At 67.2% G+C, this 24,330-nt stretch carries 18 protein-coding genes; 10 read left to right on the top strand and 8 right to left on the bottom strand.

The features are described 5' to 3' along the window. Position 1 precedes the first annotated feature (1 nt). From guaD to xdhA, 4 genes are read right to left on the bottom strand one after another with little or no spacing between them, the layout of a single operon-like run. A complete protein-coding gene (guaD, locus tag ACM26W_RS10615; RefSeq protein WP_416136971.1) occupies positions 2-1,339 on the bottom strand; it encodes a guanine deaminase in 1,338 nt (445 codons plus the stop codon). Between the two features lie 11 nt (positions 1,340-1,350). After that, entirely contained in the window at positions 1,351-2,223 is an 873-nt protein-coding gene (xdhC, locus tag ACM26W_RS10610) for a xanthine dehydrogenase accessory protein XdhC (protein ID WP_416136970.1), read from the bottom strand. A gap of 2 nt (positions 2,224-2,225) precedes the next feature. Beyond that, on the bottom strand, positions 2,226-4,838 hold the full coding sequence (gene xdhB, locus ACM26W_RS10605) for a xanthine dehydrogenase molybdopterin binding subunit (protein WP_416136969.1): 2,613 nt from the start codon (positions 4,836-4,838) through the stop codon (positions 2,226-2,228). Continuing rightward, entirely contained in the window at positions 4,822-6,327 is a 1,506-nt protein-coding gene (gene xdhA, locus ACM26W_RS10600) for a xanthine dehydrogenase small subunit (protein ID WP_416140786.1), read from the bottom strand. The genes xdhB and xdhA overlap by 17 nt, the downstream gene beginning before the upstream one ends. Positions 6,328-6,532: 205 nt before the next feature. Between xdhA and ACM26W_RS10595 the strand changes: the two genes are divergently transcribed. After that, a complete protein-coding gene (locus ACM26W_RS10595) occupies positions 6,533-7,207 on the top strand; it encodes a TetR/AcrR family transcriptional regulator (protein WP_416140785.1) in 675 nt (224 codons plus the stop codon). Here ACM26W_RS10595 and ACM26W_RS10590 read toward each other — a convergent pair. The 3 genes from ACM26W_RS10590 to ACM26W_RS10580 form a co-directional block, all read right to left on the bottom strand. Beyond that, entirely contained in the window at positions 7,188-7,484 is a 297-nt protein-coding gene (locus tag ACM26W_RS10590; RefSeq protein ID WP_416140784.1) for a HigA family addiction module antitoxin, read from the bottom strand. The two genes, ACM26W_RS10595 and ACM26W_RS10590, sit on opposite strands and share 20 nt — an antisense overlap. 125 nt (positions 7,485-7,609) lie before the next feature. After that, positions 7,610-8,812, bottom strand: coding sequence for an organoarsenical effux MFS transporter ArsJ (gene arsJ, locus ACM26W_RS10585; RefSeq protein WP_416140783.1), 1,203 nt, complete (start codon positions 8,810-8,812; stop codon positions 7,610-7,612). Further along, on the bottom strand, positions 8,809-9,825 hold the full coding sequence (locus ACM26W_RS10580) for an ArsJ-associated glyceraldehyde-3-phosphate dehydrogenase (RefSeq protein WP_416140782.1): 1,017 nt from the start codon (positions 9,823-9,825) through the stop codon (positions 8,809-8,811). The genes arsJ and ACM26W_RS10580 overlap by 4 nt, the downstream gene beginning before the upstream one ends. 105 nt (positions 9,826-9,930) lie before the next feature. Here ACM26W_RS10580 and hrpB point away from each other — a divergent pair, with 105 nt between their 5' ends. Continuing rightward, positions 9,931-12,375 (top strand): ATP-dependent helicase HrpB, encoded by a 2,445-nt coding sequence (gene hrpB / locus ACM26W_RS10575; RefSeq protein ID WP_416140781.1) that lies wholly within the window; start codon positions 9,931-9,933, stop codon positions 12,373-12,375. 13 nt (positions 12,376-12,388) lie between these two features. Here hrpB and ACM26W_RS10570 read toward each other — a convergent pair whose 3' ends face one another. Next, positions 12,389-15,157: a cation-translocating P-type ATPase gene (locus tag ACM26W_RS10570; RefSeq protein WP_416140780.1), complete on the bottom strand. Its 2,769-nt coding sequence runs from the start codon at positions 15,155-15,157 to the stop codon at positions 12,389-12,391. Between the two features lie 399 nt (positions 15,158-15,556). On the opposite strand from ACM26W_RS10570, the gene ACM26W_RS10565 reads away from it, so the two are divergent. From ACM26W_RS10565 to ACM26W_RS10530, 8 genes are all read left to right on the top strand, one after another. Further along, positions 15,557-16,093 (top strand): DUF1269 domain-containing protein, encoded by a 537-nt coding sequence (locus ACM26W_RS10565; RefSeq protein WP_416140779.1) that lies wholly within the window; start codon positions 15,557-15,559, stop codon positions 16,091-16,093. A 58-nt stretch (positions 16,094-16,151) separates the two neighbouring features. Then, on the top strand, positions 16,152-17,549 hold the full coding sequence (locus tag ACM26W_RS10560; protein ID WP_416140778.1) for a c-type cytochrome: 1,398 nt from the start codon (positions 16,152-16,154) through the stop codon (positions 17,547-17,549). 3 nt (positions 17,550-17,552) lie between these two features. Then, a complete protein-coding gene (locus ACM26W_RS10555; RefSeq protein ID WP_416140777.1) occupies positions 17,553-19,349 on the top strand; it encodes a cytochrome c oxidase subunit I in 1,797 nt (598 codons plus the stop codon). Continuing rightward, entirely contained in the window at positions 19,346-20,026 is a 681-nt protein-coding gene (locus ACM26W_RS10550; RefSeq protein WP_416140776.1) for a cytochrome c oxidase subunit 3, read from the top strand. The genes ACM26W_RS10555 and ACM26W_RS10550 overlap by 4 nt, the downstream gene beginning before the upstream one ends. Before the next feature lie 14 nt (positions 20,027-20,040). Beyond that, positions 20,041-20,751, top strand: coding sequence for a cytochrome c oxidase subunit 3 (locus ACM26W_RS10545; RefSeq protein ID WP_416140775.1), 711 nt, complete (start codon positions 20,041-20,043; stop codon positions 20,749-20,751). A 13-nt stretch (positions 20,752-20,764) separates the two neighbouring features. Continuing rightward, positions 20,765-21,082, top strand: coding sequence for a cytochrome C oxidase subunit IV family protein (locus ACM26W_RS10540; protein WP_416140774.1), 318 nt, complete (start codon positions 20,765-20,767; stop codon positions 21,080-21,082). An 18-nt stretch (positions 21,083-21,100) separates the two neighbouring features. Beyond that, on the top strand, positions 21,101-21,181 hold the full coding sequence (locus ACM26W_RS10535; RefSeq protein WP_416140859.1) for an SEC-C metal-binding domain-containing protein: 81 nt from the start codon (positions 21,101-21,103) through the stop codon (positions 21,179-21,181). 186 nt (positions 21,182-21,367) lie between these two features. Continuing rightward, positions 21,368-24,316 (top strand): helix-turn-helix transcriptional regulator, encoded by a 2,949-nt coding sequence (locus tag ACM26W_RS10530; RefSeq protein ID WP_416140773.1) that lies wholly within the window; start codon positions 21,368-21,370, stop codon positions 24,314-24,316. Positions 24,317-24,330 lie beyond the last annotated feature (14 nt).

Here is a 24,330-nt window from a genome sequence, read left to right as displayed (position 1 = left end):
CTCAACCCGAGACGACCGGCTGATCGCCACGCCGATGCTGGCGGTGGCCGGCGGCCCAGGTCTCGGCCACACTGCGGTCGTCGCCCAGCATCATCAGCGCGAACAGCGTCTCGTCCAGGGTGCGACAGCGCGCCGTGCGTCTGGCCAGCAGCGGGGTGGCCGCGGGGTCGAGCACCACGAAGTCGGCGTCCATGCCCGGCGCCAGGCGGCCGATGCGCTCATCCAGCGACAGCGCCCGGGCGTTACCCAGGGTCAAGCCATGGAACCCCTGCCAGGCGGTAAGCGGCTGGCCGCGCAGCTGGCCCACCTGGTAGGCGCCCTTGAGCGTGGCGAGGCCTGACAGATCGGTGCCGCCCCCCACATCGCTGGCGTAGGTGACATTCAGGTCCATCTCCCGGGCGGCCTGGCGGTCGAAGAGCCCGCTGCCCAGGAAGAGGTTGGAGCTGGGGCAGAAGGCGAGGTTGGCGCCGCGCTCGGCCAGGCGCCCACGCATCTCCTGGTCGAGATGGATACCGTGGGCGAAGGTGCTTCGCGGCCCGACCAGGCCGGACTGCTCGTAGACTTCGAGATAGTCGTGACTGCCGGGGAAGAGCTGTGCCACCCAGTCCAGCTCGCCGGTGTTCTCGGCCAGGTGGGTCTGCAGCCACAGGCTCGGGTCGCTGCGCAGGATGGCGCCGGTGGCGTCGAGCTGGGCGCGGGTGGAGGTGGGCGCGAAGCGCGGCGTGAGGCTGTAGCCGAGCCGCCCCTTGCCGTGCCAGTCGTTGATGAGCCGTTCGCTGTCGCGGATGCCGCCCAGGGTGTCGTCGGTGAGACCTTCGGGGGCGTGGCGGTCCATCAGCACCTTGCCGGCGAGCATGCACAGGCCGCGGCGCTGGCTCGCCGCGAAGAAGGCGTCCACGGATACCGGATGGCTCGAGCAGAAGACCTGGGCGGTGGTGGTGCCGACCCGCAGCATCTCGTCGAGGAAGGCCTCGGAGAGGGCCTCGGCGTGCTCGCGGCTGGCAAACTGCAGCTCCTCCGGGAAGGTGTAGTCGTTCAGCCAGTCGAGCAGCTGGCGCCCGTAGGAGGCCATGATCTCGAGCTGCACATAGTGCACGTGGCTGTCGATGAAGCCGGGGGTGATCAACTTGCCGCGATGGTCGATCATCTCGATGCCGGAAGGCAGGTCGGCGGCCAGGGTCGCGTAGTCGTCCACGGCGCGGATCCGGCCATTCTCGATCCACAGCACGCCGTCCGGGTAGTGGCGGACGCTGCCGGGGGCGGGGGTATCGCCGTCGCCGGGGTCGGCGTCGAAGCTCAGCAGTTCGGCGCGCAGCACGCGCGAGTCGGTCGTTGTCATTTCGTCGGGGCTCATCGTTCGGATGTCAGTACGGCGCGTAAATCATCCGGCGCCAGGCCGCGCTGGTCGGGTCGCTCGGTGTTGTCGATCAGCGGCAGCAGCTCGGCGAGGGCGGCCAGGGCGATGGCGTAGGGGGTCTTGTCGCTGCCAGAGTTGCCGATGGGGCAGCGAACCCGTTCGAGCGCCGCCTCCGCGTGGCCGGCCTCGCGCAGCCGCGAGCGGAAGCTGGCCCACTTGCTTTTTGATCCGATCAGGCCGAGGGAGGCACACTCTTCATTCCGGCCCAGAAGCGCATCCACCAGGGCGCGATCCTCGGCGTGGTCGTGGGTCAACACCAGAACATGGGCGCCGGCGGGCAGGGCGGCCACGGCGGCGGCCGGGTCGGGCGCGCGGCGGCATGCGAGCCGTGGCTGGCTCGCCGCCCAGTCCGGGAAGACGCCCTCCCGGCTGTCGTGCCAGAGCACTTGCCAGGGCAGCGGGGCGGCCAGGCGTACCAGCTCGGTGCCCACGTGGCCCGCGCCGAAGATCGCCAGGGTGGCCGCGCTGCCCGGGAAGACCTCGATCAGCACATTGACGAAGCCGCCGCAGCACTGGCCGCTGCGGCCGCCCAACGAGAAGGCCTCGAGGCTGATGCCGGTTTCGACCTCTCCCTCAGGGCCCGCCAGGCGCCGTCGTGCCGCCTCGATCACCTGATACTCGAAGGTGCCGCCGCCCAGGGTGTCGAAGACAGCGTCGGCGGTGATCACCATGCGGGCGCCGGGCTCCCGGGGCGTGGAGCCGGCGCTGGTCACCTGGGTGGCCAGGGCGTGGGGCACGCCGTCGCGCTGCAGGCGATGCAGGGCGCCGTGCCAGCTCTCGGGGCGGGGTGCGTTGCCATGGGCCACGGTCACTTCCCCCCGAAGGCCGGCGGCCAGTCGCTGTGGCGCGAGCGCAGCGCCTCGGCGGCGAGCAGCACCCGCTCCGGCGTGGCCGGGGTGTCCAGGCGCGGCGACTCGCGATAGTCGGTGAGGCTCGCCAGGGCATCGCGCAGCGCCGACCACACCGAGATCCCCAGCATCAGGGGCGGCTCACCCACGGCCTTGGAGCGGTAGATGCTGGCCATGGAGTTGGGGTGGCCCTCCATCAGCTCGACGTTGAAGATCGGCGGCAGGTCACCGTAGGTGGGGATCTTGTAGCTGGCCGGACCATCCGAGATCAGCCGCCCGGCCTCGTTCCACTTGAGCTCCTCGCTGGTCAACCAACCCATGCCCTGGATGAAGCCGCCCTCCACCTGGCCGATGTCGATGGCGGGGTTCAGGGAGTCGCCCACGTCATGGAGGATGTCGACCCGCTCCACCCGGTATTCGCCGCTCAGGGTATCGACGCTGACCTCGGCCACGGCGGCCCCGAAGGCGTAGTAGTAGAAGGGGCGTCCCTGGCCGGTGCCGCGGTCGTAGTGGATCAGCGGGGTGGCGTAGAAGCCCTTCTCGGAGAGCGAGACACGGCCCAGGTAGGCCGCCTGCACCAGCTCCCCCCAGGGGATGCGCCGCTCGCTTTCGCCTTCGCCTGCCACCAGCTGGCCGGCCACCAGGCGCATGCCTTCGCGGTCCAGCGCATAGTGTTCGGTAGCGAAGTCGAACAGCCGCGCCTTGAGCGTCAGGCAGGCGTCGCGGGCGGCCATGCCGTTGAGGTCCGCGCCGCTGGAGGCGGCGGTGGGCGAGGTGTTGGGCACCTTGTCGGTGCGGGTGGCGGTGATGCGCACCGCGTCGAGATCCAGCGCCAGCTCCCGGGCCACCACCTGACAGATCTTGGTGTGCAGGCCCTGGCCCATCTCGGTGCCGCCGTGATTGATCTGCACGCTGCCGTCCGTATAGACATGCAGCAGGGCGCCGGCCTGATTGAGGTGCTTGGCGGTAAAGGAAATACCGAACTTCACCGGGGTCAGCGCCAGGCCCTTTTTGATGATGGGGTTCTGCGCGTTGAACTCTCGGATCGTCTGGCGCCGCGCCCAGTAGTCGCTGCTCGCTTCCAGTTGTTCGATCAACTCGTGCAGCAGGCCGATCTGCTCCACGGTCTGGCCGTAATGTGTAACATCCCGGGGGATGATATCGCGTCCCTGGCGATAGAGATTACGCTTGCGTACTGTCAGCGGATCCTCGCCCACCCGGCGGGCGATGTCATCCATGGCCGCCTCGATCACCATCATGCCCTGGGGTCCGCCGAAGCCGCGGAAGGCGGTGTTGGAGGCGGTGTGGGTGCGCGCCCGGTGGCCGGTCACTCGCGCCGCGCCCAGGGAGTAGGCGTTGTCCGAGTGGAACATGGCGCGGTCGACGATGGCATCCGACAGGTCCGGCGAGTAGCCGCAGTCGCCGATCACGGTGATCTCGCCACCCTGGATCACGCCATTCTCGTCCACGCCCAGCCGGTAGCGGTTGTGGAAGGGGTGGCGCTTACCGGTGACGTGCATGTCGTCGCCCCGGGGCAGGCGCAGCTTGGCGGCGCGGCCAGTGCGCCGGGCGATGAGCGCCGCGATGCAGGCCCAGGGCGAGGCCTGGGTCTCCTTGCCGCCGAAGCCGCCGCCCATGCGCCGCACCTCCACGGTCACCGCATGGAAGGGGATGCCCAGCACCTCGGCGACCAGCTTCTGAGTTTCGCTGGGGTGCTGGTTGGAGGTATGCACCACCACGCCCTCGTCCTCGGTGGGCGTGACCAGACAGGCCTGGCCCTCCAGGTAGAAGTGTTCCTGGCCGCCGACGAACTGTTCACCCTCGACCACCAGCGGCGCGGCGGCCAGCGTGGCCTCCCAGTCGCCGCGCTGCTGGACATGGGTCGGGCGCACGAACTCCTTCCGTTTGGCGGCGGCCACCGGGTCGAGGCTGGGCGGCTGCTTGTCGATCTCGGCCACGCCGGCGGCAAGGGCGGCCTTGACCGCTTCCCGGGCGGCGCGGTGGCTCTCGGCGGCCACGGCGAACAGCACCTGGCCGGCGTAGCTGATTTCGTCCTCCACGAAGATCGGGTCACCGGGGAACACCGGGCCGATATCGGTGTGGCCGGGTACGTCATGTACGCCCACCGCGTCGATCACTCCGGGCAGGGCGCGCACCCGGTCCAGGTCGAGGTGGGTCAGTCGGCCGTGGGCGGCCGGCGAGAGAGCGAGCGCTACGTGCAGGCAGTCGGCCGGCGCCTTGAGGTCGTCGATATAGGCGGCGCGGCCGGTCACGTGCTTGACCGCGCTCTCGTGGGCGCGGGCATGGGGAGTCGATGCCTCAGGGCCCAGGGTGTCGCGGGTCTGGGTCTCACGAGCTAAGGGGCCATCGCCCTTGATGCGACGGGCCTGTTCCTGCCGGGCCCTGGCGGAGTCGGCGCTGATATCGGCGGTGACGTCCCGGTCGGGCGTCTGGGCCGGCGTGGCGTCGGGCGTCTGGGCCGGCGTGGCGTCGGGCGTCTGGGCCGGCGTGGCGTCGGGCGCCTTGGCCGGCGCATGTTCGGGCGCCTTGGAAAGCTTAGTGAGCGTACGCATGGAGCATCACCTCCGGGGAGCTTGAGGTTTCAGACTGAGCGATCGCCAGGCGCAGTCGCTCCAGCAGGTTGGCAGCGGAGAGCTCGCGGTAGTGGGCGCTGCCGCGCACATCGCTCAGCGGCTGGAAGTCCTGCTTCAGGGCGGTGCGGGCCGCCTGGAAGCTCGCCACCGTGGGCGGCTGGCCTTCGAGTGCCGCCTCGGCGGCGGCGGCGCGCTTCGGCGTCGCCGCCATGCCGCCGAAGGCCAGGCGCACCTCGCGTATCACGCCCTCCTCGAGTCGCCAGCCGAAGGCGCCGAGCACCGCGGAGATGTCATCCTCACGTCGTTTTGACAGCTTCCAGACTCTCAGGTGTCGCTCTGATGCTGGCTTGGGCAGGAAGATGGCGCGGATCACCTCGCCCTTGTCCTGATTCAGGGCGGTCTGCTTGTAGTCCAGGAAAAAGTCCTCGAGGGCCAGCTCCCGCTCGGCCACTCGCGTTCCTTCTCTACCGGGGCCGGCCAGCCATAGCCGCGAGCCGAGTGCCAGGAGCACTGGGGGGGTGTCGCCGATGGGTGAGGCGTTGGCGATATTGCCGCCCAGGGTGCCGCGGTTGCGCACCTGGGCAGAGCCCAGGCGGTGCAGCAGATGCGCAAACGCCGGGTAGTGTTCGGCGAGCAGCGGCGCCAGGCGAGCGTAGGTGACGGCGCCACCGATCCACCAGCCCTCGCGGCCGTCGTCGAGGGTCGTCTCCTCGATGGCGTTGAGCTCGGTGACCCGGGTGACGTCCACGAGCCTTTCGAAATGGGTCAGGCGCTGGGTCACCTCCAACCACAGGTCGGTGCCGCCGGCGACGATCGGCGCCTCGGGATGGCGCCGGCGTTCCTCGATCAGTTCGCTCAGGCTCTCGGGCTGGACAAAGGCGGTGTCACTCTCCGGATCCTGTTTCGGCGCGGTGGCGTCGACGGCCAGGTCCAGCCATTCCGGGCGCTGGTAGGGAGGAGAAGGGCGCTGGTCGTCCATGCTCAGGGCGGCGTCACGAATCGGCCGGTAGCCGGTGCAGCGGCACAGGTTGCCGCCGAGCGCCGCTTCCAGCCTTTCGGCGGTCAGCGGGGCCGGGGGCGCTGACTGGTGCTGGTGCTGCTCCTCATGAAGGGTGAACAGCGACATCACGATGCCGGGGGTGCAGAAACCGCATTGGCTGGCATGGCAGTCGACCATGGCGGCCTGGGCCGGGTGGAGGGTCTCGCCCTGGGCGAGGCCCTCCACCGTGACAAGCGCCCGGCCCTGGAGCTGATGGGCGGGGACGATGCAGGCGTTGGCGCTGTGGTAGCGCATTTGGCCGTCGGGGCCAGCTTCGCCGATGGCCACGGTGCAGGCGCCGCAGTCACCGGAGGCGCAGCCCTCCTTGGTGCCGGTCAGGCCGAGCGTCTCGCGCAGCAGCTCGAGCACGCTGGTGTCGGGCGACGCCTCGCAGCGGCGGGGGTACCCGTTGAGCAGGAAGTCGATCATCGCCTTGTCTCTATTGTTGGCAGGAGCTGTTGGTGTCTTGTCGAATTGACCATATGGTCAGGTTGCTTGTCAGCATGGTCAACCATGACCAACTTTGCAAGGTCAACGGCAGCGATCTTCGACCCAGGCCGGGACCGAGCCGATTGCATGCACCGCCTCGGTGCGGCACTCTTCATGCAGGATCATCGGCACAGGAACATGGTTCATGGCAGAAGGCTCGAGCACTCCGGATAAGCCCCGCCTCCAGGAGAGAGGTGAGGCGAACGGGGCAACCCGCCAGCGCAACGAGCGAGAGATCCTGGCGGCCGCGGAGAAGGTCTTCGCTACCCATGGCTACCGTGGGGCCAGCGTCCAGGCCATCGCCGAGGCGGCGGGCCTGCCCAAGTCCAACGTGCTCTACTATATGGGTAGCAAGCGCGGGCTCTATGTGCGGCTACTGGAGCGGATGATGGCGCGCTGGAATGCGCTGCTGGACGATCTCTCGGTGGATGACGATCCCGCCGAGGTGCTCGAGGCCTTCATCCGCAGCAAGATGGCACTCTCCCGACGACATCCCGAAGGGTCCAGGCTGTTCGCGGCCGAGATCCTCGGCGGCGCGCCCTTCCTGCAGGAATATTTGCGCGGCGAGCTTCGCGACTGGGTGGGGGAGCGCTCGCAGATCTTTCGCCAGTGGGCCGAGCGCGGCCTGATGGATCCGGTGGATCCCGTGTGGCTGATCTTCCTGATCTGGTCGGCCACCCAGCACTACGCCGACTTCGAGGCCCAGGTGCTGGGTATCACCGACCGAGACGAGCTCAGTGACGCCGACGTGGAGCAGATCACCTCCTTCCTGACCCGGGTGATCCTCAAGGGCTGCGGCCTCAGGCCGCGCGAGGCTTGATGCGGCGGTAGTCGCCCTGGCGGCGAGCCTCCTCCAGATCATAGGCGTTCTGCAGGCGCAGCCAGTAGCCCTCGCTGGTGCCCAGGAAGCGGGAGAGGCGCAGGTCAGTGTCGGCGGTAATGGCGCGCTTGCCGCGGGTAATCTCACCGACGCGGGTGGCGGGTACGCCGATGGCAGTGGCCAAGGCGTTCTTGGTCAGGCCCAGTGGCTCGATAAAGTCCTCGAGCAGGATCTCGCCAGGATGCACGTTGGGCAGTCGATCGACATCATAAGTCATGGCTATCTCCTCAGTGCTAGTCGACGATTTCCACGTCCCAGGCGTTGCCAGCCTCGAAGTGGAAGCAGGACAGGTGTTCAAAATATAACGCCTTGCGTTATATGACGCAAGGCGTTATGTGTGCATCACGCCTCCCGCGGCAGCGCCAGGCTGATCAGCACGGTGGCGGCGAGCAGGGCGCTCGACACCCACAGGGTGGCGGTGAGGCCGCCGGCGAGATAGAGCCAGCCGGAGAGCAGGGTGCCGATCAGCCGCCCCATGGCGTTGGCCATGTAGTAGAAGCCGACGTCCAGCGAGACCCCGTCCGAGCGCGCCATGCGCACGATCAGGAAACTGTGCAGGCTGGAATTCACCGCGAAGATCGCGCCGAACAGCAGCAGCCCGCCCAGCAGCACCAGGTGAGGCTGCCAATCCAGTCCGATGGCGATCAGCGCCGGCAAGGCGGCCAGGGCCGCGGCCCAGGCGATGGCCGCGCCGCGCCCGGCGGTGTGTCCGGTGATCCGAGGGGCGACTGCCTGCACCGCGCCGTAGCCGATCACCCATAGTGCCAGGAAGCCCCCCACTCGCCAGCTGTCCCAGCCGAACTGGGTGGCCAGAAACACCGGCAGGGCCACCACGAACCAGACGTCCCGGGCGCCGAACAGGCACATGCGCGCCGCCGAGAGGATGTTGATGGCGCGGCTCTTGGAGAGCATCTCGCGAAACTTCGGCTTCGCCTTGGCCCGGCCCAGATCGCCGTCGAGGCGTGAAAGCGAAAGCGCCAGCACGCCGGTGAGCATCACCGCCATGGCCAGTATTGCCCCCTGGAAGCCGATCAGCGTCAGCAGCAGGCCACCCAGGAAGAAGCCCACCCCCTTGAGCGCGTTCTTGGAGCCGGTGAGCAGCGCTACCCAGCGGTAGAGCGCCTGATGGCCGGCATCGTCGGCCGGCACCAGGGTCTTGATGGCGCTCTTGGCGCTCATCTTGTTGAGGTCCTTGGCGATGCCCGAGAGCGCCTGGGCGGCCATCACCCAGGGCACGCTGAGCCAGGCCACCGGCACCAGCAGCATCCCAAGCGCCACCACCTGCAGGCCGAGTCCCAGGTTCATGGTGCGGTTGAGCCCCAGCCGGGCGCCCAGCCAGCCGCCCACCAGGTTGGTCACCACGCCGAAGAACTCGTAGAACAGAAACAGCAGCGCCACCTCCAGAGCCGAGTAGCCCAGGCTGTGGAAGTAGAGCACCACCAGCATGCGCAGGGCGCCGTCGGTGAGGGTGAAGGCCCAGTAGTTGCCGGTGACCAGCAGGTACTGGCGGATCTCCCGGGGCAGGGCGGCGATGCGGGCGATCATGCGTCGGCCTTGCCCACCTTGGCGGCCAGCTCCGCGGTGCGGCAGGCGTAACCGTATTCGTTGTCGTACCAGGCGTAGAGCTTCACCTGGGTGCCGGCTACCACCATGGTAGAGAGCGCATCGATGATGGAGCTGCGGGGATCGGTGCGGTAGTCGATGGAGACCAGCGGACGCGCCTCATAGCCCAGGATGCCGGCCAGTTCGCCCTCGGCGGCCTCCCTCATCAGGGCGTTGACCTCTTCTTCCGTGGTCTCGCGGGCCACCTCGAACACCATGTCGGTGAGCGAGGCGTTGGCCAGCGGCACCCGCACGGCGTGGCCGTTCAGCTTGCCGGTGAGCTCCGGGAAGATGGCGGTGATCGCCTTGGCCGAGCCGGTGGTCGTCGGAATCAGGCTCATTCCGCAGGCCCGGGCACGCCTCAAGTCCTTGTGGGGGGCGTCCAGGATGGTCTGAGTGTTGGTGATATCGTGGATGGTGGTCATGGAGCCGTGGCGGATGCCGATCTTCTCGTGGATCACCTTGACCACCGGGGCCAGGCAGTTGGTGGTGCAGCTCGCCGCGGTGACGATGCGGTGCTCGGCGGGGTCGAAGAGGTGGTCGTTGACGCCGACCACCAGATTGAGCACGCCGTCGTCCTTCACCGGGGCGCTGACCACCACGCGCTTGACCCCCTGGTCCAGGTAGGCCTGGAGCTTCTCGGTGGTCTTCATCTTGCCCGAGGCCTCGATCACCACGTCGCAGCCGGACCAGTCGGTGTCCTGGATCTCGCGGTTGGCCGTGAAGCCGATGTGCCGATTGGCCACGACCAGGGCGTCCGCGGTGGCCGTGATATCATCGCCGCCGCCGGTCCACTGGCCATGCACCGAGTCGAACTGCAGCAGATGGGCGAAGGTGGCGGCGTCGCCGCCCGGGTCGTTGATCTGCACGAACGCGAGGTCCGGGTTCGTCCAGCCGGCGCGCAGCGCCAGGCGGCCGATGCGGCCGAAGCCATTGATGCCGATCCTGACCGTCATGGGAAACTCCTGTGGGGATAAAAGAGGACGTCGTGAAGGGGTAGCGAGGATATCTGGAAAATCGTATATGAACAAAAATCGTACATGAATAAGCATGACAGTTCGATGACAACGGGCCTGCCCATCGAGGCGCGCCTCGAGGCCATCCAGGCGGCGCTTGGCTCCCATTCCCGCGCCCTGCTGGTGGCCGAGCCCGGCGCTGGCAAGACCACCCGGGTGCCGCTGGCGCTGCTCGGGGCCCCCTGGGCCCGGGAGGGCCGGCTGCTGCTGCTGGAGCCGCGGCGGGTGGCGGCGCGCCTGGCCGCCGGCTTTATGGCCGAGAGCCTCGGTGAACAGGTAGGAGAGACCGTCGGCTACCGGATGCGGGGCGAGAGCCGGGTGGGCAAGCGCACCCGCCTGGAGGTGGTCACCCAGGGAGTGCTGACCCGCATGCTCCAGGAAGACCCGCTGCTGGAGGGCGTGGCCGGGGTGATCTTCGACGAGTTCCACGAGCGCAGCCTGGAGGCAGATCTCGGCCTGGCGCTGGCCCTGGATGCCCGGTCGGTGCGCGACGACCTGCGCCTGCTGGTGATGTCGGCCACCCTGGACGTGGACGCCCTGCTCGGCGTGCTGGGCGACGACACCCCGGTAATCGATTGCCCGGGTCGCAGCTATCCGGTCGAGACGCGCTACCGCTCCCTCAACGCCCGGGAGGACACCCCGGCCCAGCAGGCCCGCGCGCTGTTCGAGGCGATGCAGGCGCAGGAGGGGGACGCCCTGGTGCTCCTCCCCGGGGTGGCGGAGATTCGCCGCCTGGCCCGGGAGCTTGCCGGCCGGGCGCCGGACCTGGTCGTCATGGAGCTGCACGGGCGTCTTCCCTTGGAGGCCCAGCGCCGGGCGCTGCGCCCGGACCCGGAGGGGCGCCGCCGGGTGGTGCTGGCCACCGCCATTGCCGAGTCCAGCGTTACCGTGGACGGCGTGCGTCTGGTGATGGATGCCGGCCAGGAACGGGTGCCGGTCTTCCAGCCACGCAGCGGCCTGACCCGCCTGGCGACGCGTCGCGTCAATCGCGCCAGCGCCGACCAGCGCCGCGGCCGCGCCGGACGCCAGGGGCCCGGCCTCTGCCTGCGGCTATGGGCCGAGGAGCAGCCGCTGGTTGCCCACGGCGAGCCGGAGATCCGCCAGGCCGACCTCGCCCCGCTGGCCTTCGAGCTGGCGCGCTGGGGCATCACCGACCCGCAGGCGCTGGCCTGGGTGACGCCGCCTCCCGCGGCAGCGCTCTCCGTAGCACGCGAGTTGCTGCGTCGTCTGGGGCTTCTGGATGAGGCTTTTTACCTGACCGAGCTGGGCCGCGGCGCCGCCCGCTGGCCCACTCATCCGCGCCTGGCAGCCATGCTGGAACGCGCGGCCGAGCTGAGTGCCCGGCCCCTGGCCTGCGCCCTGGTGGCGCTGCTGGAAGGGCGAGGCCTGGATGACGAGCGTGACCTGGAGCGGGCGCTGCAGGCGCGGCTCAAGGCGCCCCGGGAGCATCGCCAGTGGCAGCGTGACGCCGACCGGCTGGCGCGTATCGCCGGGGTAAGCCTCAAGGTGGCCAGCCTGGCCCCGCTGGGCGAACTGCTGGCGCTGGCCTATCCGGAGCGAGTGGCCCAACGTACCGCTCATCAGGTCGGCCCCGGGCGCTTTCGCCTGGCCAGCGGGGGACTCGCGACCCTCCCGGAGAGCCATCCCCTGGCCCACGCCGAGCTGCTGGTGGCGGTGGAGCTCGACGGCCAGGCCAGCGGGGCGCGTATCTTCCGGGCCGTGGCGCTGGAGCGTGACCGGTTGGAGGCGCTCTATCCCGAATGCCGGGTGTGGCGGGCGAGCCTCGAGTGGTCCGATGAACAGGGTCGCCTGGTGGGGGAGCGAGTGCGCGGCCTGGGCGCGGTGGTGCTGGAGAGCAAACACCTGGCCACCCTGCCCCCGGAGGCGGTCAGAACGGCCCTGCTCGAGGCCCTGCGTCGGCGTGGCCTGCCGCGGGACGACGCCCTGACCCAGCTGCGGGGCCGGCTGGCGCTGCTGCGCCGGACGCTCGGGGATGAGTGGCCCGACGGGTCCGGGGCGGCGTTGCTCGACTCCCTGGGCGACTGGCTGGGCCCGCACCTGGAGGGCATCACCCGGCTCGATGCCGTGGAACGCCTGCCGCTGGCGCGCCTGCTGCTCGACGGCCTCGACTGGTCGCTGCGCTCCCGGCTCGATGCGCTGGCACCGACGCGTCTGGCGGTGCCCAGCGGCGCCAGCCACCGGGTGGACTACGCGCCCTGCCTCGAGGACAAGCCGCCGGTGCTGGCGGTGAAGCTGCAGGAGTGCTTCGGCTGGCAGGCCTCGCCTCGGGTCGCCGATGGGCGCGAGACGGTGCTGTTGCACCTGCTCTCGCCGGCGCGCCGCCCGCTGCAGGTCACCGCCGACCTGACGAGCTTCTGGGCCAATGGCTATGCGGAGGTGCGCAAGGAGATGCGTGGCCGCTACCCCAAGCACCCCTGGCCCGAAGACCCCAGCACGGCCGAGGCCACCGCCCGCACCAAGCGCAGGTAGCGCAGATAGCGTTTCAAGACGACTCCAGCCCTGTGCGGTTATGGCCGCCATGATTGGCCGCCGGCTGACCCTTGATGCCGCGGGCGCGGAGCACGCGCTTCTCGAATTCCACGATCAGGTAAATGGCCAGGCTGCCGGCCAGGATCACCCCCCAATGACCGAGGCTCAATCCCTCGCTGGCGAAGATCACCTGCATGAAGGGCAGGTAGGTCCAGGCGAGCTGCAGCGCCACGATGGTGCCGATGGAGCCCCATACCGGGCGGCTGCCGAAGAGGCCCGCGATGGAGAGGGTGCTGCGCAGCAGGAAGCGGCTGTTGATCAGGTAGGCGGCGCTGCCCATCACCAGCATGTTGACGGCGCCGGTCCGCGCCAGCTCGATGCTGCCGCCCTGGGCCTGCAGCCAGCTGAACATGCCGAACACGCCCACCAGCAGCAGCAGCGAGACGAACACCACTCGCCACAGCAGGAAGAGATCGAGCAGCGAGGCGCTGGGATCGCGAGGCTGACGGGTCATGATGTCCGGTTCGGCATCCTCGAAGGCCAGCGCCAGGCCGAGGGTGACCGCCACCACCATGTTGACCCATAGGGCCTGCAGTGGGGTCACCGGCAGGGTGGAGCCGGCCAGCACCGCGAGCATGATCGCCAGGCCCTGGCCGCCGTTGGTCGGCAGTATAAAGGTGATCGTCTTGCGGATATTGTCGTAGACCTTGCGGCCCTCGCGAATGGCCCCGACGATGGTGGCGAAGTTGTCGTCGGCCAGCACCATCTCTGCGGCCTCCTTGGCGGCCTCGGTGCCCTGAATGCCCATGGCCACGCCCACGTCGGCGCGCTTCAGCGCCGGCCCATCGTTGACGCCGTCACCGGTCATGGCGCAGATGCCGCCGTGTGACTGCATCGCCTTCACCAGCCGTAGCTTGTGCTCCGGCGCGGCCCGCGCATACACATCCACTTCCAGGATGATCGCCTCGAGCTCCTCGTCGGACATCGCCTCGATCTCGCGACCGGTGATGGCGCGCTCGGTGTGGGCGAAGCCCAGCTGCCGGGAGATGGCCAGTGCCGTCACCGCATGGTCGCCGGTGATCATCACTGGGCGGATACCCGCGGTGAGGCAGTCTTGCACCGCCTCGATCGCCTCATCCCGCGGCGGGTCGAGCAGGCCGACCAGCCCCAGCAGTACCAGCCCCTCTTCGGCGTGTTCGTCGGTCAGCTCATGGACGTCGCGCACCCACTTCTCGGCCAGCGCCAGGACCCGCAGGCCCTGGGAGGAGAGGTCATGGATGCGCTTCTCCCAGAGGTCGACGTCGAGCTCAGCCTCCTCGCCGTCGTCGCGGACCCGGTGGCACATCTCCAGCAGGCGGTCGGGGGCGCCCTTGACCAGCAGCAGCTGTTCACCATCCACCTCGTGGAGGGTGGCCATGTACTTGCGCTCGGACTCGAAGGGAATGGCGTCCTGGCGGTCGTGCTTGCCGCGGAGCTCCTCAGTGGTGAGTCCCGCCTTGGCAGCGGCCACCACCAGGGCGCCCTCGGTGGGGTCGCCGTGGATCTTCCAGCGGTCCTGATCCTCGGCGAGCTCGGCGTCGTTGCACAGCACCCCTACCTTGAGGAAGTGGCGCAGGGCGTGATCGTCATCCAGGTCGAGCGCCACCTTTTCCGGTTCGCCATCGTTCACCCGGTGGAAGCTACCCTGCGGGGCGAACCCGATACCATCGATGCGCACCTCGCCCTGGGGCAGCCAGATCGCCTGGGCGGTCATCTCGTTGCGGGTCAGGGTACCGGTCTTGTCGGAGAAGATGGTGGAGATGGAGCCCAGGGTCTCCACCGCGGGCAGGCGCCGGATGATAGCGTTGTGCTTGGCCATGGTCTGGACGCCCAGCGCCAGGCCGATGGTGACGATGGCCGGCAGGCCCTCGGGTATGGCGGCCACGGCTAGCCCCACGGCGGCCATGAACATCTCGCCGAGGGGCTGGCCGTGCACCAGCGCTCCGAAGGCGCCGGTGAGAGCGGCGGCGGCGAGGATGATGATGGCCAGCACGCGCCCGGCGCGGTCGATCTGGCGCAGCAGCGGGGTCTTGAGCTGCTCGACGTCGCGCAGCATCTCGGAGATACGCCCGATCTCGGTGCGTGCCGCGGTCTCCACCACCAGGCCGCGGGCATTGCCCTGGACCACGATGGTGCTGGCGTAGGCCATGCCGATGCGATCGCCCAGGTCGGCGTCCTCGGCCACCGCGTCGGTCTCCTTGTCCACCGGGGTGGATTCCCCGGTCAGCGAGGCCTCCTCGGTACGAAAACGACGCGCCTCCAGTAGGCGCAAATCGGCCGGGACCCGGTCGCCGCTCTCCACCAGCACGATATCGCCGGGCACCAGGTTCTCGGCGGGAATGGTCTGGCGCTTGCCATCGCGCAGCACCTTGGCCTGGGGCGAGAGCATCTGGCGGATGCTCTCCAGGGCCTGCTCGGCCTTGCCCTCCTGGATGAAGCCGATCAGGGCGACGATCAGCACCACGCCGAAGATGGCCCCCGCATCCAGGGTATGGCCGAGCCCCAGGCTGGCGATGGCGGCCACCACCAGCACCATTATCAGGACGTTGTTGAACTGCTCCAGCAGGCGCTTCCACCAGGGGATAGACGCCGCCCGCTTGAGTTCATTGGGACCATGCTCGGCCAGGCGGCGTTCGGCCTCCTGGTCGTTCAGTCCGTCGGAGGCGCTTTCGAGGCGCTTGAGGGCCTCAGCGCCCTCCATGGCATACCAGCTGGTGGGGTCGTTACGGTTGGGGTCGGTCATCCTCTCCTCCGACGTATGTCATGGCGGGCGCTTGATATACAGAACTACCATACAGCATGCTGCAGTGCAGTGATCCAGGACAAGGGGCGGCGGCAAGTACCTGTCTGCTGGTGGTCATGCAGGCAATCCGGGTGGCGGACGATGCCCCCCCTGGCCGCACCGAAGGTGCGATTCGAGCAGGCCCGCTGGACATCGACCAGGGTGCCGAAAGCGGTCAAGCCAACCCGCGGTCCGATGGGACTTGCCAACATCGCGATTATCGTCAACCTTGAAAGGTAATCCCCAACTAGGTGGTCGATGTTGGTGCCTCAGGATCACGGGTAGTGTGGACGTCTCGGCACAGGGCAGTGCAACGCCGTGTGGTGCCGGATCGTATGCCTCGTGATTGGAGGGCGTACCATGCAGCGTCTCTACTTCTTGAGCCCTAATCTGGACACCACCGTCAATATCGCCCATGAGCTGAGCGACCTCGGTATCGCCAAGCATCAGGTCCATGTCACGGGCCGTGACTGGCAGACGCTGGCGTCTCGCGGCGTCAACAATGCCACGCTGCGCCAGACCTCGGATGTCGTCCATGCCGCCTGGCGTGGCCTCAAGCTCGGCGTGCCCTTGGGGTGCGTGCTGGGCATTGCGGTCTATTTCGGTCTCGGTGCGGAATTCGGCCCCCTGGGCATCGCCGCGCTGATAGCGGGTATGACGGTGTTCGGCGGGCTGTTCGGCATCTGGACCAGCACCATGATTGGCGTGTCGGTGCATGATGTGAAGGTCGACAAGTTCGAGCAGGAGATACACGATGGCGCCTTCCTGATGATGGTCGATGTGCCTAACGATCAGGAAGAGATGGTCTACTCGATCATTCATCGCCATCATCCCGAGGTCGTGATCGACAAGGTCTCCCGCGGCGAACTCAAGCATCACTGCGGTACGGGCGCCTGACTCCGAGTGACCACCGCCGACCGGCAAATCACGCGGTCTGGCGCAGGAGGGTTGGCCGATGGCTATTGCGATTGTGCTGCTGGTGCTGGCGCTGGGCTCGGTTCTCTTCTTTTTCTTGAGTCCCTGGCAGTTGACGCCCCTGGCATCCAACTGGAGTGCGATCGATGACACCATCCAGGTCACCCTCTGGGTGACGGGTACCGTTTTTGTTGCCGTCAATGTCTTCCTTGCCTATGTCATTGTCCGCTATCGCTATCAGCGCCAGCGGCGCGCTCATTACGAGCCCGAGAACAAGTCCCTGGAGGCCTGGCTCACGGGCTTGACCACCCTGGGTATCGCCGGACTCCTGGCGCCCGGCCTGCTGGTCTGGGCCTCCTTCGTCAGGCCGCCGGCGGACGCCCATGAAGTGGAGGTGGTAGGGCAGCAGTGGCACTGGACCTTCCGGTTCCCCGGGGAGGATGGTCGTTTCGGCCCCGTGCACAACCGCCATATAAGCGATTCCAATCCCTTCGGCATAATCGACGACCCCCAAGGCCAGGACGATATCCTGGTGGAAAGTCCCCGACTGCTTCTGCCGCTGGACCGTCCGGTGAAGCTGCTGCTGCGCTCCAAGGACGTCCTGCATAACTTCAAGGTCGCGAACTTCCGAGCCAAGATGGACATGGTGCCCGGGCAGGTCACCTCCTTCTGGTTCACCCCCACCGAAGTGGGGGAGTACGACATCGTCTGTGCACAGCTCTGCGGGATTGCCCATTTCGCCATGCGGGGGCGGGTGGAAGTGGTAGAGGAGGCGGAATTCGAGGCCTGGCTCGCCGAGCAGCCTACCTACGCCGAGCTCGCCGCCAGCGAGCCGGGTGACCCGGCGGCGGGTGAGGCCGGCTACGCCAGCTGTGCCGCCTGCCACGGCCCCGAGGGTCAGGGCAATCCCGCCCTGAATGCCCCCAAGCTTGCCGGGCTGGACGATAGGTACCTGACGCGTCAGCTCGAGCTGTTTCGCTCCGGGGCCCGTGGCACTCACGAGGCGGACACCTATGGCCAGCAGATGCGCCCCTTCGCGGCTCAGCTCACCGATCGCCAGGCGATCGCAGATCTGTTGGCGCATATCGACACCCTGCCGGACAGGCCGGCCGAGGCCAGCCTGTCCGGTGATGCGCGGCGGGGACAGCGCCTGTATCGCACCTGCGGCAGCTGTCATGGGGCCGATGGAGAAGGGATCCGTGCCACCAACGCACCTCGCCTGGCGGGGATGCCGGACTGGTATCTGGCCCGTCAACTCGAACACTTCCGCGAGGGAGTGCGGGGACGACATTCCGATGACCCTTACGGCAACCAGATGGTCGACATGGCTCAGGTGCTGGTCAACGACCAGGCCGTGCAGGACGTGGTGGCCTATATCGCCACCCTGTCGGGATCGTCACGCAATCTGGTGCTCAACCGAGGCGGTGGGGAGGAGTAGACCATGGCGGATCATGGACAGCAAAGCGCATCCCAGACGCCGGTGGGTGAGTTCGATGACCTGGAACTCCACCACCCCAAGACCTTTCTCGGCAAATACGTGTGGAGTCAGGACGCCAAGGTGATCGCCATCCAGTACGGTATCACGGCGATTGCCATCGGCCTGGTGGCCCTGGTGTTGTCGATCCTGATGCGGCTACAGCTCGGCTTCCCGGGGACCTTCTCCCTGATCGATCCCGCCAATTATCTGCAGTACGTGACCATGCACGGGATGATCATGGTGGTCTACTTCCTCACGGCGCTGTTCCTCGGCACCTTCGGCAACTACCTGATCCCGCTGATGTGCGGCGCCCGGGACATGGCGTTTCCCTACCTCAACATGCTGAGTTACTGGTTCTACCTGGTCGCGGTACTGATCCTGGTCGCGAGCTTCTTCGTGCCCGGGGGCGCCACCGGGGCAGGCTGGACCCTTTATCCCCCCCAGTCGATCAGTCCGGGCACACCGGGTATCGATGGGGGTATCCTGCTGATGTTCCTGTCGCTGGGGGTGTTCATCGCGGGTTTCACCATGGGGGGGCTGAACTACATCGTCACGGTGTTGCAGGCACGCACGCGGGGTATGACCCTGATGCGGCTGCCGTTGACCATCTGGGGCATTTTCATGGCCACGGTGATGGCGCTGCTGGCCTTCCCGGCGTTGCTGGTGGCGATATTGATGATGATGTGCGACATGCTGCTCGGTACCAGCTTCTTCATGCCGGAAATGCTGTCCCTGGGGGAGCAGTCGGGCCACGAGGGGGGTAGCCCCTTGCTCTATCAGCACCTGTTCTGGTTCTTCGGCCATCCCGAGGTGTATATCGTGGCACTGCCGGCCTTCGGTATCGTCTCGGATCTCCTCGCCACCCATGCCCGCAAGAACATCTTCGGCTATCGCATGATGGTCTGGGCGATCATCATCATCGGGGTGCTGAGTTTCGTGGTCTGGGCTCACCACATGTTCGTCAGTGGCATGAATCCCTATTTCGGCTTCCTGTTTGCCACCACCACCTTGATCATCGCCGTGCCCACCGCCATCAAGGTGTACAACTGGGTGCTCACCCTGTGGCGGGGCAATATTCACTTGAACGTGCCCATGCTGTTCGCCATCGGCTTCATCTTCACCTTCGTCAACGGCGGGCTGAGCGGACTCTTCCTCGGCAACGTGACGGTGGACGTGCCGCTGGCCGACACTTACTTCGTCGTGGGCCATTTCCATATGGTCATGGCGGTGGCGCCGCTACTGGTGATATTCGGGGCCATCTATCACTGGTATCCGAAGCTGACCGGAAGGATGCTCGATGATGCCCTGGGGAAGTGGCACTTCTGGATCACCTTCCTGGGCACCTATGCGATCTTCTATCCCATGCACTTCCTCGGCCTGGCGGGGGTGCCGCGCCGCTACTACGCCTTCGGCGAAACCGGTTATATCGCAGAATCGGCCCAGACCCTCAATGCCTTCATGAGCGTGGCGGCCATCATCGTTGCCGTCGCGCAGTTGCTGTTCTTCTTCAATCTCTACTGGAGCCTGCGTCACGGTCGCGAGGCGGGACCCAACCCCTGGCGAGCCACCACCCTGGAATGGCAGACCGAGCACACACCGCCGCGTCACGGCAACTTCGGCCCCGAACTGCCGGTGGTATATCGCTGGGCCTATGACTATGGCGTGCCGGGAGCCCGGGATGACTTCCTGCCCCAGAATCTGCCGCCGGAGGACGTAATCCAGGATGCCGGGACGCCGGACGGCCAGGGAGCGCGTCCATGACCATCAGCCTGATCATCCTGGCCGTGATGATGGCCATCTTCGGTGGCTGGCTGTTCAGCCACTCCCTCAATGTGCGCCCCTGGGAGTCGACCCAGACGGCCGAGACGGGTACGTACGGGCACCCGCGACATCTGCCGCCCGCCGCCACGGCTGAACGAGTGGGGCTCGCGGTCTTCCTGGCGGTGGTTATATCGCTGTTCGCCCTCTCTATCAGTGCCTACCTGATGCGCATGGACATGGGGCACGACTGGCGGTCGGTGCCGGTGCCAGGGCTGCTGTGGGCCAACAGCGTCTTCCTGCTGCTGGGCAGCCTTGCCCTGCAATGGGCCTGGTCGTCGGCGCGTCGCGGGCAGCGCGACGCGCTGCGTACCGGGCTGTGGCTGGGGGGGGGCTTTACCATCGCCTTCATGGTCGGCCAGATGCTGGCCTGGCAACAGCTGGAGGCCGCCGGCTACTCCCTGCCGGCGAACCCCGCCAACGCCTTCTTCTTCCTGATGACCGGCTTGCATGCCCTGCATCTGCTGGGTGGCCTGGTGGCCTGGGCCCGCACCTTGTTCAAGGTGCTCGGCGGCGCCGATACCCAGAAGGTGAGGGCAAGCGTGGAGCTGTGCGCCCTCTATTGGCACTTCCTGCTGGTGGTCTGGGCGATTCTCTTCATCCTGTTGCTGATGACCTGAGAGGAGGGACGACCATGGCCCGTTCCGGATCGTCACACGACACCGCGACCACCGGGGTCCGGCAAGACATGGTCGCCGACTGGTCGGCAGAACGGCGGGTCTTCAACGTCCCGTGGGGCAAGGCGATGATGTGGCTCTTCATTCTGAGCGATATCTTCATCTTCGCCTGCTTTCTGGTGGGCTACATGGCGGCCAGGATCTCGACCGTTGAGCCCTGGCCGGATGCCAGCGAAGTCTTCGCCCTGACGGTAGCCGGTCACTCCGTGCCGCTGCTGCTGATCGCCATCATGACCTTCATCCTGATCAGCAGCAGCGGCACCATGGCGTTGGCGGTCAAGTACGGCTACGAGAAGAATCGCCGCATGACCACCCTGATGCTGTTGCTCACGGCGCTTCTCGGTGCCAGCTTCGTGGGCATGCAGGTGTTCGAGTGGGCGGTGCTGATCGGGGAGGGGGTGCGACCCTGGGGGAACCCCTGGGGAGCCGCGCAGTTCGGCGCCGTCTTCTTCCTGATCACCGGTTTTCACGGCACCCATGTGACCATCGGCGTGATCTTCATCGTCATCATGGCGGTCAAGGTGATGCGCGGCTCTCTGGAGCATCAGCGCCCGGGTTTCCTGACAGGCCGCCCAGGCCGTTACGAGATGGTCGAGACGCTGGGCCTCTATTGGCACTTCGTGGATCTCGTCTGGGTCTTCATCTTTGCATTCTTCTATCTCTGGTAGAAAGGAGGCCGGCATGGCCCATGACAACCATCAGCAGCCCGCCCTACGGGTCTATCTGTGGGTCTGGCTGTGGCTCTTCGTTCTCAGCGTGTGCTCGTACCTGGTGGATGTCTCCGGCATGGAGGGCTTGCCCAAATGGTCGCTGATCACCCTGTTCATGCTGCTCAAGGCAGGCCTGATCATGGCGGTGTTCATGCACCTCGTCTGGGAGCGATTGGCCTTGATCTCCGTCATCCTGGTACCTCCCGGGGTATTGCTGTTCCTCATGTTGCTGATGCTGATCGAGGGCCAGCATGTGCTGTCGAGCCGTCTATTGAGCTTCTGGCAGTGAGGCCAGAACGGGACAGCAATTGACCTGCTGTCATCTGCCGAGGCCTGCCCCTGCGGCAGCGGGCGCAAGGCCAAGGCGTGCTGCGGCCGAGGGGCCTGAGCGGCTTCCGGCATCGTCGAGTGGCGGAAGTGGCGACCTTTGGCGAGCCTGCCGTTTCCACTGGGCTATTCTTTCTAGGAGTCGTTAACGGCTCGAAAGCCCCCAGGTGACTCCACCATGCAGTGCCATCGTTGCGGCTGGATCAACCAGGACGGTGACGCATGCTGCGACAGGTGCGGTATTGCATTGACGCATATCACAGGGTCGGTGGAGGCATTCATCGGCCGCAAGGGCGAGCTTGCCGTCATCGACGAGGCATTGAGGCAATGCCGTGCCGGTCAGGGAGGGCTGTTGCTGCTCAGCGGCGAGCCGGGTATCGGCAAGACCCGTACCGCTCAGGAACTCGCCGTGCGTGCCGATCAGCAAGCGCTGATGGTCATTTGGGGGCGCTGCTATGAGGAGCCGGGAGCCCCGCTGTACTGGCCCTGGCTGCAGCTGTTGCGCGGCTCTCTGGAGGATGCCGGCAGCGAAAAGGCCGCCGAGCTGCTGGACGGTGACGCCGCGGTCATCGCCGAACTCTTGCCGGAGCTTCGCCACTGCCTGGCCGACCTGCCGCCTCCACCGCCCCTCTCCGATCCGGCCCAGGCTCGTTTCCGCCTCTTCGATGCCATTTCGCGGTTCTGGCAGCGGACCGCCCAGCATCGCTCGCTGGTGCTGATTTTGGACGATCTGCACTGGGCCGATACCGCCTCGCTCCGTCTGCTGGAGCACCTGGCTCGCGAGGTGGTGGCCAGCTCCCTGCTGCTGGTGGGGAGCTATCGGGACCATGAGCTGGGGCGTCGCCACCCGTTGATCGATACCCTGGGAGAGCTGGCTCGTCTGTCCCACTGTCGACGCTTGCCACTGAGCGGTCTGTCCTGCGGGGAGACCGAGCAGTTGCTGGCGGCGCTCGGTGGGGCGCAGCCGCTGGTCGCCGTCGCGCCCGCCATCCACCGGCACAGCGAGGGCAACCCCCTGTTCATGCGCGAGCTGACTCGGCACCTGTTGCAGGCGGGTATGCCCCTCGATGGTCTCATGCAGCGTATCCCCGCGGGTATACGCGAGGTCATCGGCCATCGCCTCAACCGCCTGTCGGACGACTGCAGTCGGGTCCTCGCCGTGGCGGCAGTGATCGGACGGCGCTTCGAACTGGAGCTGCTGATCGGCCTGTCACTGCCGGAGTCCGAGTTGTTTGACAGTCTGGATGAGGCGCTGGAGGCGCACGTCATCGAGGAACTGCCCCAGTCGGGGTATTTCCAGTTCAGCCACGCCCTGATCCGCGAAACCCTCTACGAGGAACTGCCGGCCACTCGCCGGTTGCGCCTGCACCAGCGTGTCGGCGAGCGGCTGGAAGCGCTGCACCGCCAGGACCTGCAGGCCTACCTGCCCCAGTTGGCCCACCATTTCGCCGAGGCGGGGGCCATCGGCAGCGCCGGGCAGGCCATTGACTATGCCGAACGCGCCGGTGCCCGAGCCGATTCCCTGCTGGCCTACGAGGAGGCGGTGCATTTCTACCGTCTGGCCGCGGAGCTGCAGGAACACTACTTTCCCGAGGGTGGCGAGCGCCGCTGTCGGTTGCTGCTGGCCCAGGCCCATGCCCGCATCCGGGCCGGTGGCAGGGGCGAGGAAACCCGGGAGACCTTCCTGAAGGTCGCCGAGCTGGCGCGTGCCCTGGCAGGCGCCGAGGAGTCAGCGATACGGCTGCTGGCCCGCGCCGCCCTCGGCTACGAGAGCATCGGCTGGCGGATCGGCCATCACGGGGAGCGGGCGGTGGCATTGCTGGAGGAGGCACTGAACGCCCTGACGCCAGCGGAAGAGCGCCTGCGGGCCGAACTGCTGGCCGCCCTGTGCCGGGCCAATATCTACTGCAATCGACCGCAGGCGGCCAAAGAGGCGTTACGGCAGGCGGTCAGGCTGGCGCGCCGGTTGGGGGATCCACGCATCCTGTTCGAGTCACTGAGTGCCATCGTGCCGGGGCGCGCCTGGCCGGAGCAGCTGGAGGAGCGCCTGGCCGCCGCCCGTGAGGCCCTGGAACTGGCGCATCAGGCCGGCCATCCCGAGTGGGCGGTGGGAGAACTGACGGGCTGGTATGTCGGTGACTTGATGGAGAAGGGTGACGTGGTTGCGGCCCATGGCATTCTCGAATTGCACCAGCGTGAAGCCAAGGCCTGGCGCCAGCCCTTCCTGCAGGCGGTCGGCCTGAGTGCCCAGTTCATGATGACCCTCCAGCAGGGCCGCTTCGACGCCGCCGAGCGGCAGGCCCTGGAGAACCGGAACATGGGCCTGCGCTTTTCCCCGGAACATGCCGAGGGCGTCTTCGGGGTGCAGATGTTCAGTCTGCACCGGGAACAGGGGCGACTGGGCGAGCTGCTGCCGTTGCTGCGGCACTTCGTCGCCACCATGCCCAGGGCCGCGACCTGGCGGCCGGCCCTGGCCCTGGTGTACGCCGAGCTGGACATGGCCGAGGAGGCGCGGGTCGAGTTCGACCATCTGGTTGCCGACGATCTGCGCGTCATTCCACGGGATGCCATGTGGCTCACCAGCGTGACCTATCTGGCCGAGGTGTGCGCGCGTCTCGATGCCGCCGAGCAGGCCGCGACCCTATACCATCATCTGTCGCCCTATGCCGGCCGCAATATCGTGTCCGGTGCCCATACGGTCTGTTACGGCTCGGCCGATCGGTTCCTCGGCATGCTGGCGGCCGTCCTCAAGCAGCGGGACCAGGCCGAGCAGCATTTCAGGGCTGCTCTGATCATGGATGAACGTACCGGCGGTCTGCCCTGGCTGGCCCATGACCGCTACGAATTTGCTCGCCTGCTGGTGCAATGCCGGCAGATCGAGCCCGCGCTGCCCTTGCTGGAAGCGGCCCTGGCCACCGCCCGAGAACTCGGTATGAAGGCCCTGGAGCGGCGCTGTCTGGCGCTAAGGCCCGAACTCCTCGTCCGGCCGACGTACCCGGATGGCTTGAGTCGACGTGAGGTGCAGGTGCTCACGCTGCTGGCCGCCGGACACAGCAACCGTCAGGTGGCCGAACGCCTCTTCGTCAGTCCCCATACCGTCGCCAATCATGTCCGTCATATCCTGAGCAAGACCAACACCACCAACCGTACCGAGGCGGCGGCCTATGCCATCCGGCATGGTCTGGTCGAAGAGTAGGTCGGTAAGCCTGT

Source organism: Halomonas sp. HK25, assembly GCF_047795635.1.
GTDB lineage: Bacteria > Pseudomonadota > Gammaproteobacteria > Pseudomonadales > Halomonadaceae > Halomonas.
This window is presented reverse-complemented; position numbering and strand designations above follow the sequence as displayed.

Bases quoted from the DNA above. Each gene is read 5' to 3' on its own strand.
- guaD (WP_416136971.1), bottom strand. From the start codon at position 1,339: ATGACAACGACCGACTCGCGCGTGCTGCGCGCCGAACTGCTGAGCTTC.
- xdhB (WP_416136969.1), bottom strand. From the start codon at position 4,838: ATGCGTACGCTCACTAAGCTTTCCAAGGCGCCCGAACATGCGCCGGCC.
- xdhA (WP_416140786.1), bottom strand. From the start codon at position 6,327: ATGATCGACTTCCTGCTCAACGGGTACCCCCGCCGCTGCGAGGCGTCG.
- ACM26W_RS10595 (WP_416140785.1), top strand. From the start codon at position 6,533: ATGGCAGAAGGCTCGAGCACTCCGGATAAGCCCCGCCTCCAGGAGAGA.
- ACM26W_RS10590 (WP_416140784.1), bottom strand. From the start codon at position 7,484: ATGACTTATGATGTCGATCGACTGCCCAACGTGCATCCTGGCGAGATC.
- arsJ (WP_416140783.1), bottom strand. From the start codon at position 8,812: ATGATCGCCCGCATCGCCGCCCTGCCCCGGGAGATCCGCCAGTACCTG.
- ACM26W_RS10580 (WP_416140782.1), bottom strand. From the start codon at position 9,825: ATGACGGTCAGGATCGGCATCAATGGCTTCGGCCGCATCGGCCGCCTG.
- hrpB (WP_416140781.1), top strand. From the start codon at position 9,931: ATGACAACGGGCCTGCCCATCGAGGCGCGCCTCGAGGCCATCCAGGCG.
- ACM26W_RS10570 (WP_416140780.1), bottom strand. From the start codon at position 15,157: ATGACCGACCCCAACCGTAACGACCCCACCAGCTGGTATGCCATGGAG.
- ACM26W_RS10565 (WP_416140779.1), top strand. From the start codon at position 15,557: ATGCAGCGTCTCTACTTCTTGAGCCCTAATCTGGACACCACCGTCAAT.
- ACM26W_RS10560 (WP_416140778.1), top strand. From the start codon at position 16,152: ATGGCTATTGCGATTGTGCTGCTGGTGCTGGCGCTGGGCTCGGTTCTC.
- ACM26W_RS10555 (WP_416140777.1), top strand. From the start codon at position 17,553: ATGGCGGATCATGGACAGCAAAGCGCATCCCAGACGCCGGTGGGTGAG.
- ACM26W_RS10550 (WP_416140776.1), top strand. From the start codon at position 19,346: ATGACCATCAGCCTGATCATCCTGGCCGTGATGATGGCCATCTTCGGT.
- ACM26W_RS10545 (WP_416140775.1), top strand. From the start codon at position 20,041: ATGGCCCGTTCCGGATCGTCACACGACACCGCGACCACCGGGGTCCGG.
- ACM26W_RS10540 (WP_416140774.1), top strand. From the start codon at position 20,765: ATGGCCCATGACAACCATCAGCAGCCCGCCCTACGGGTCTATCTGTGG.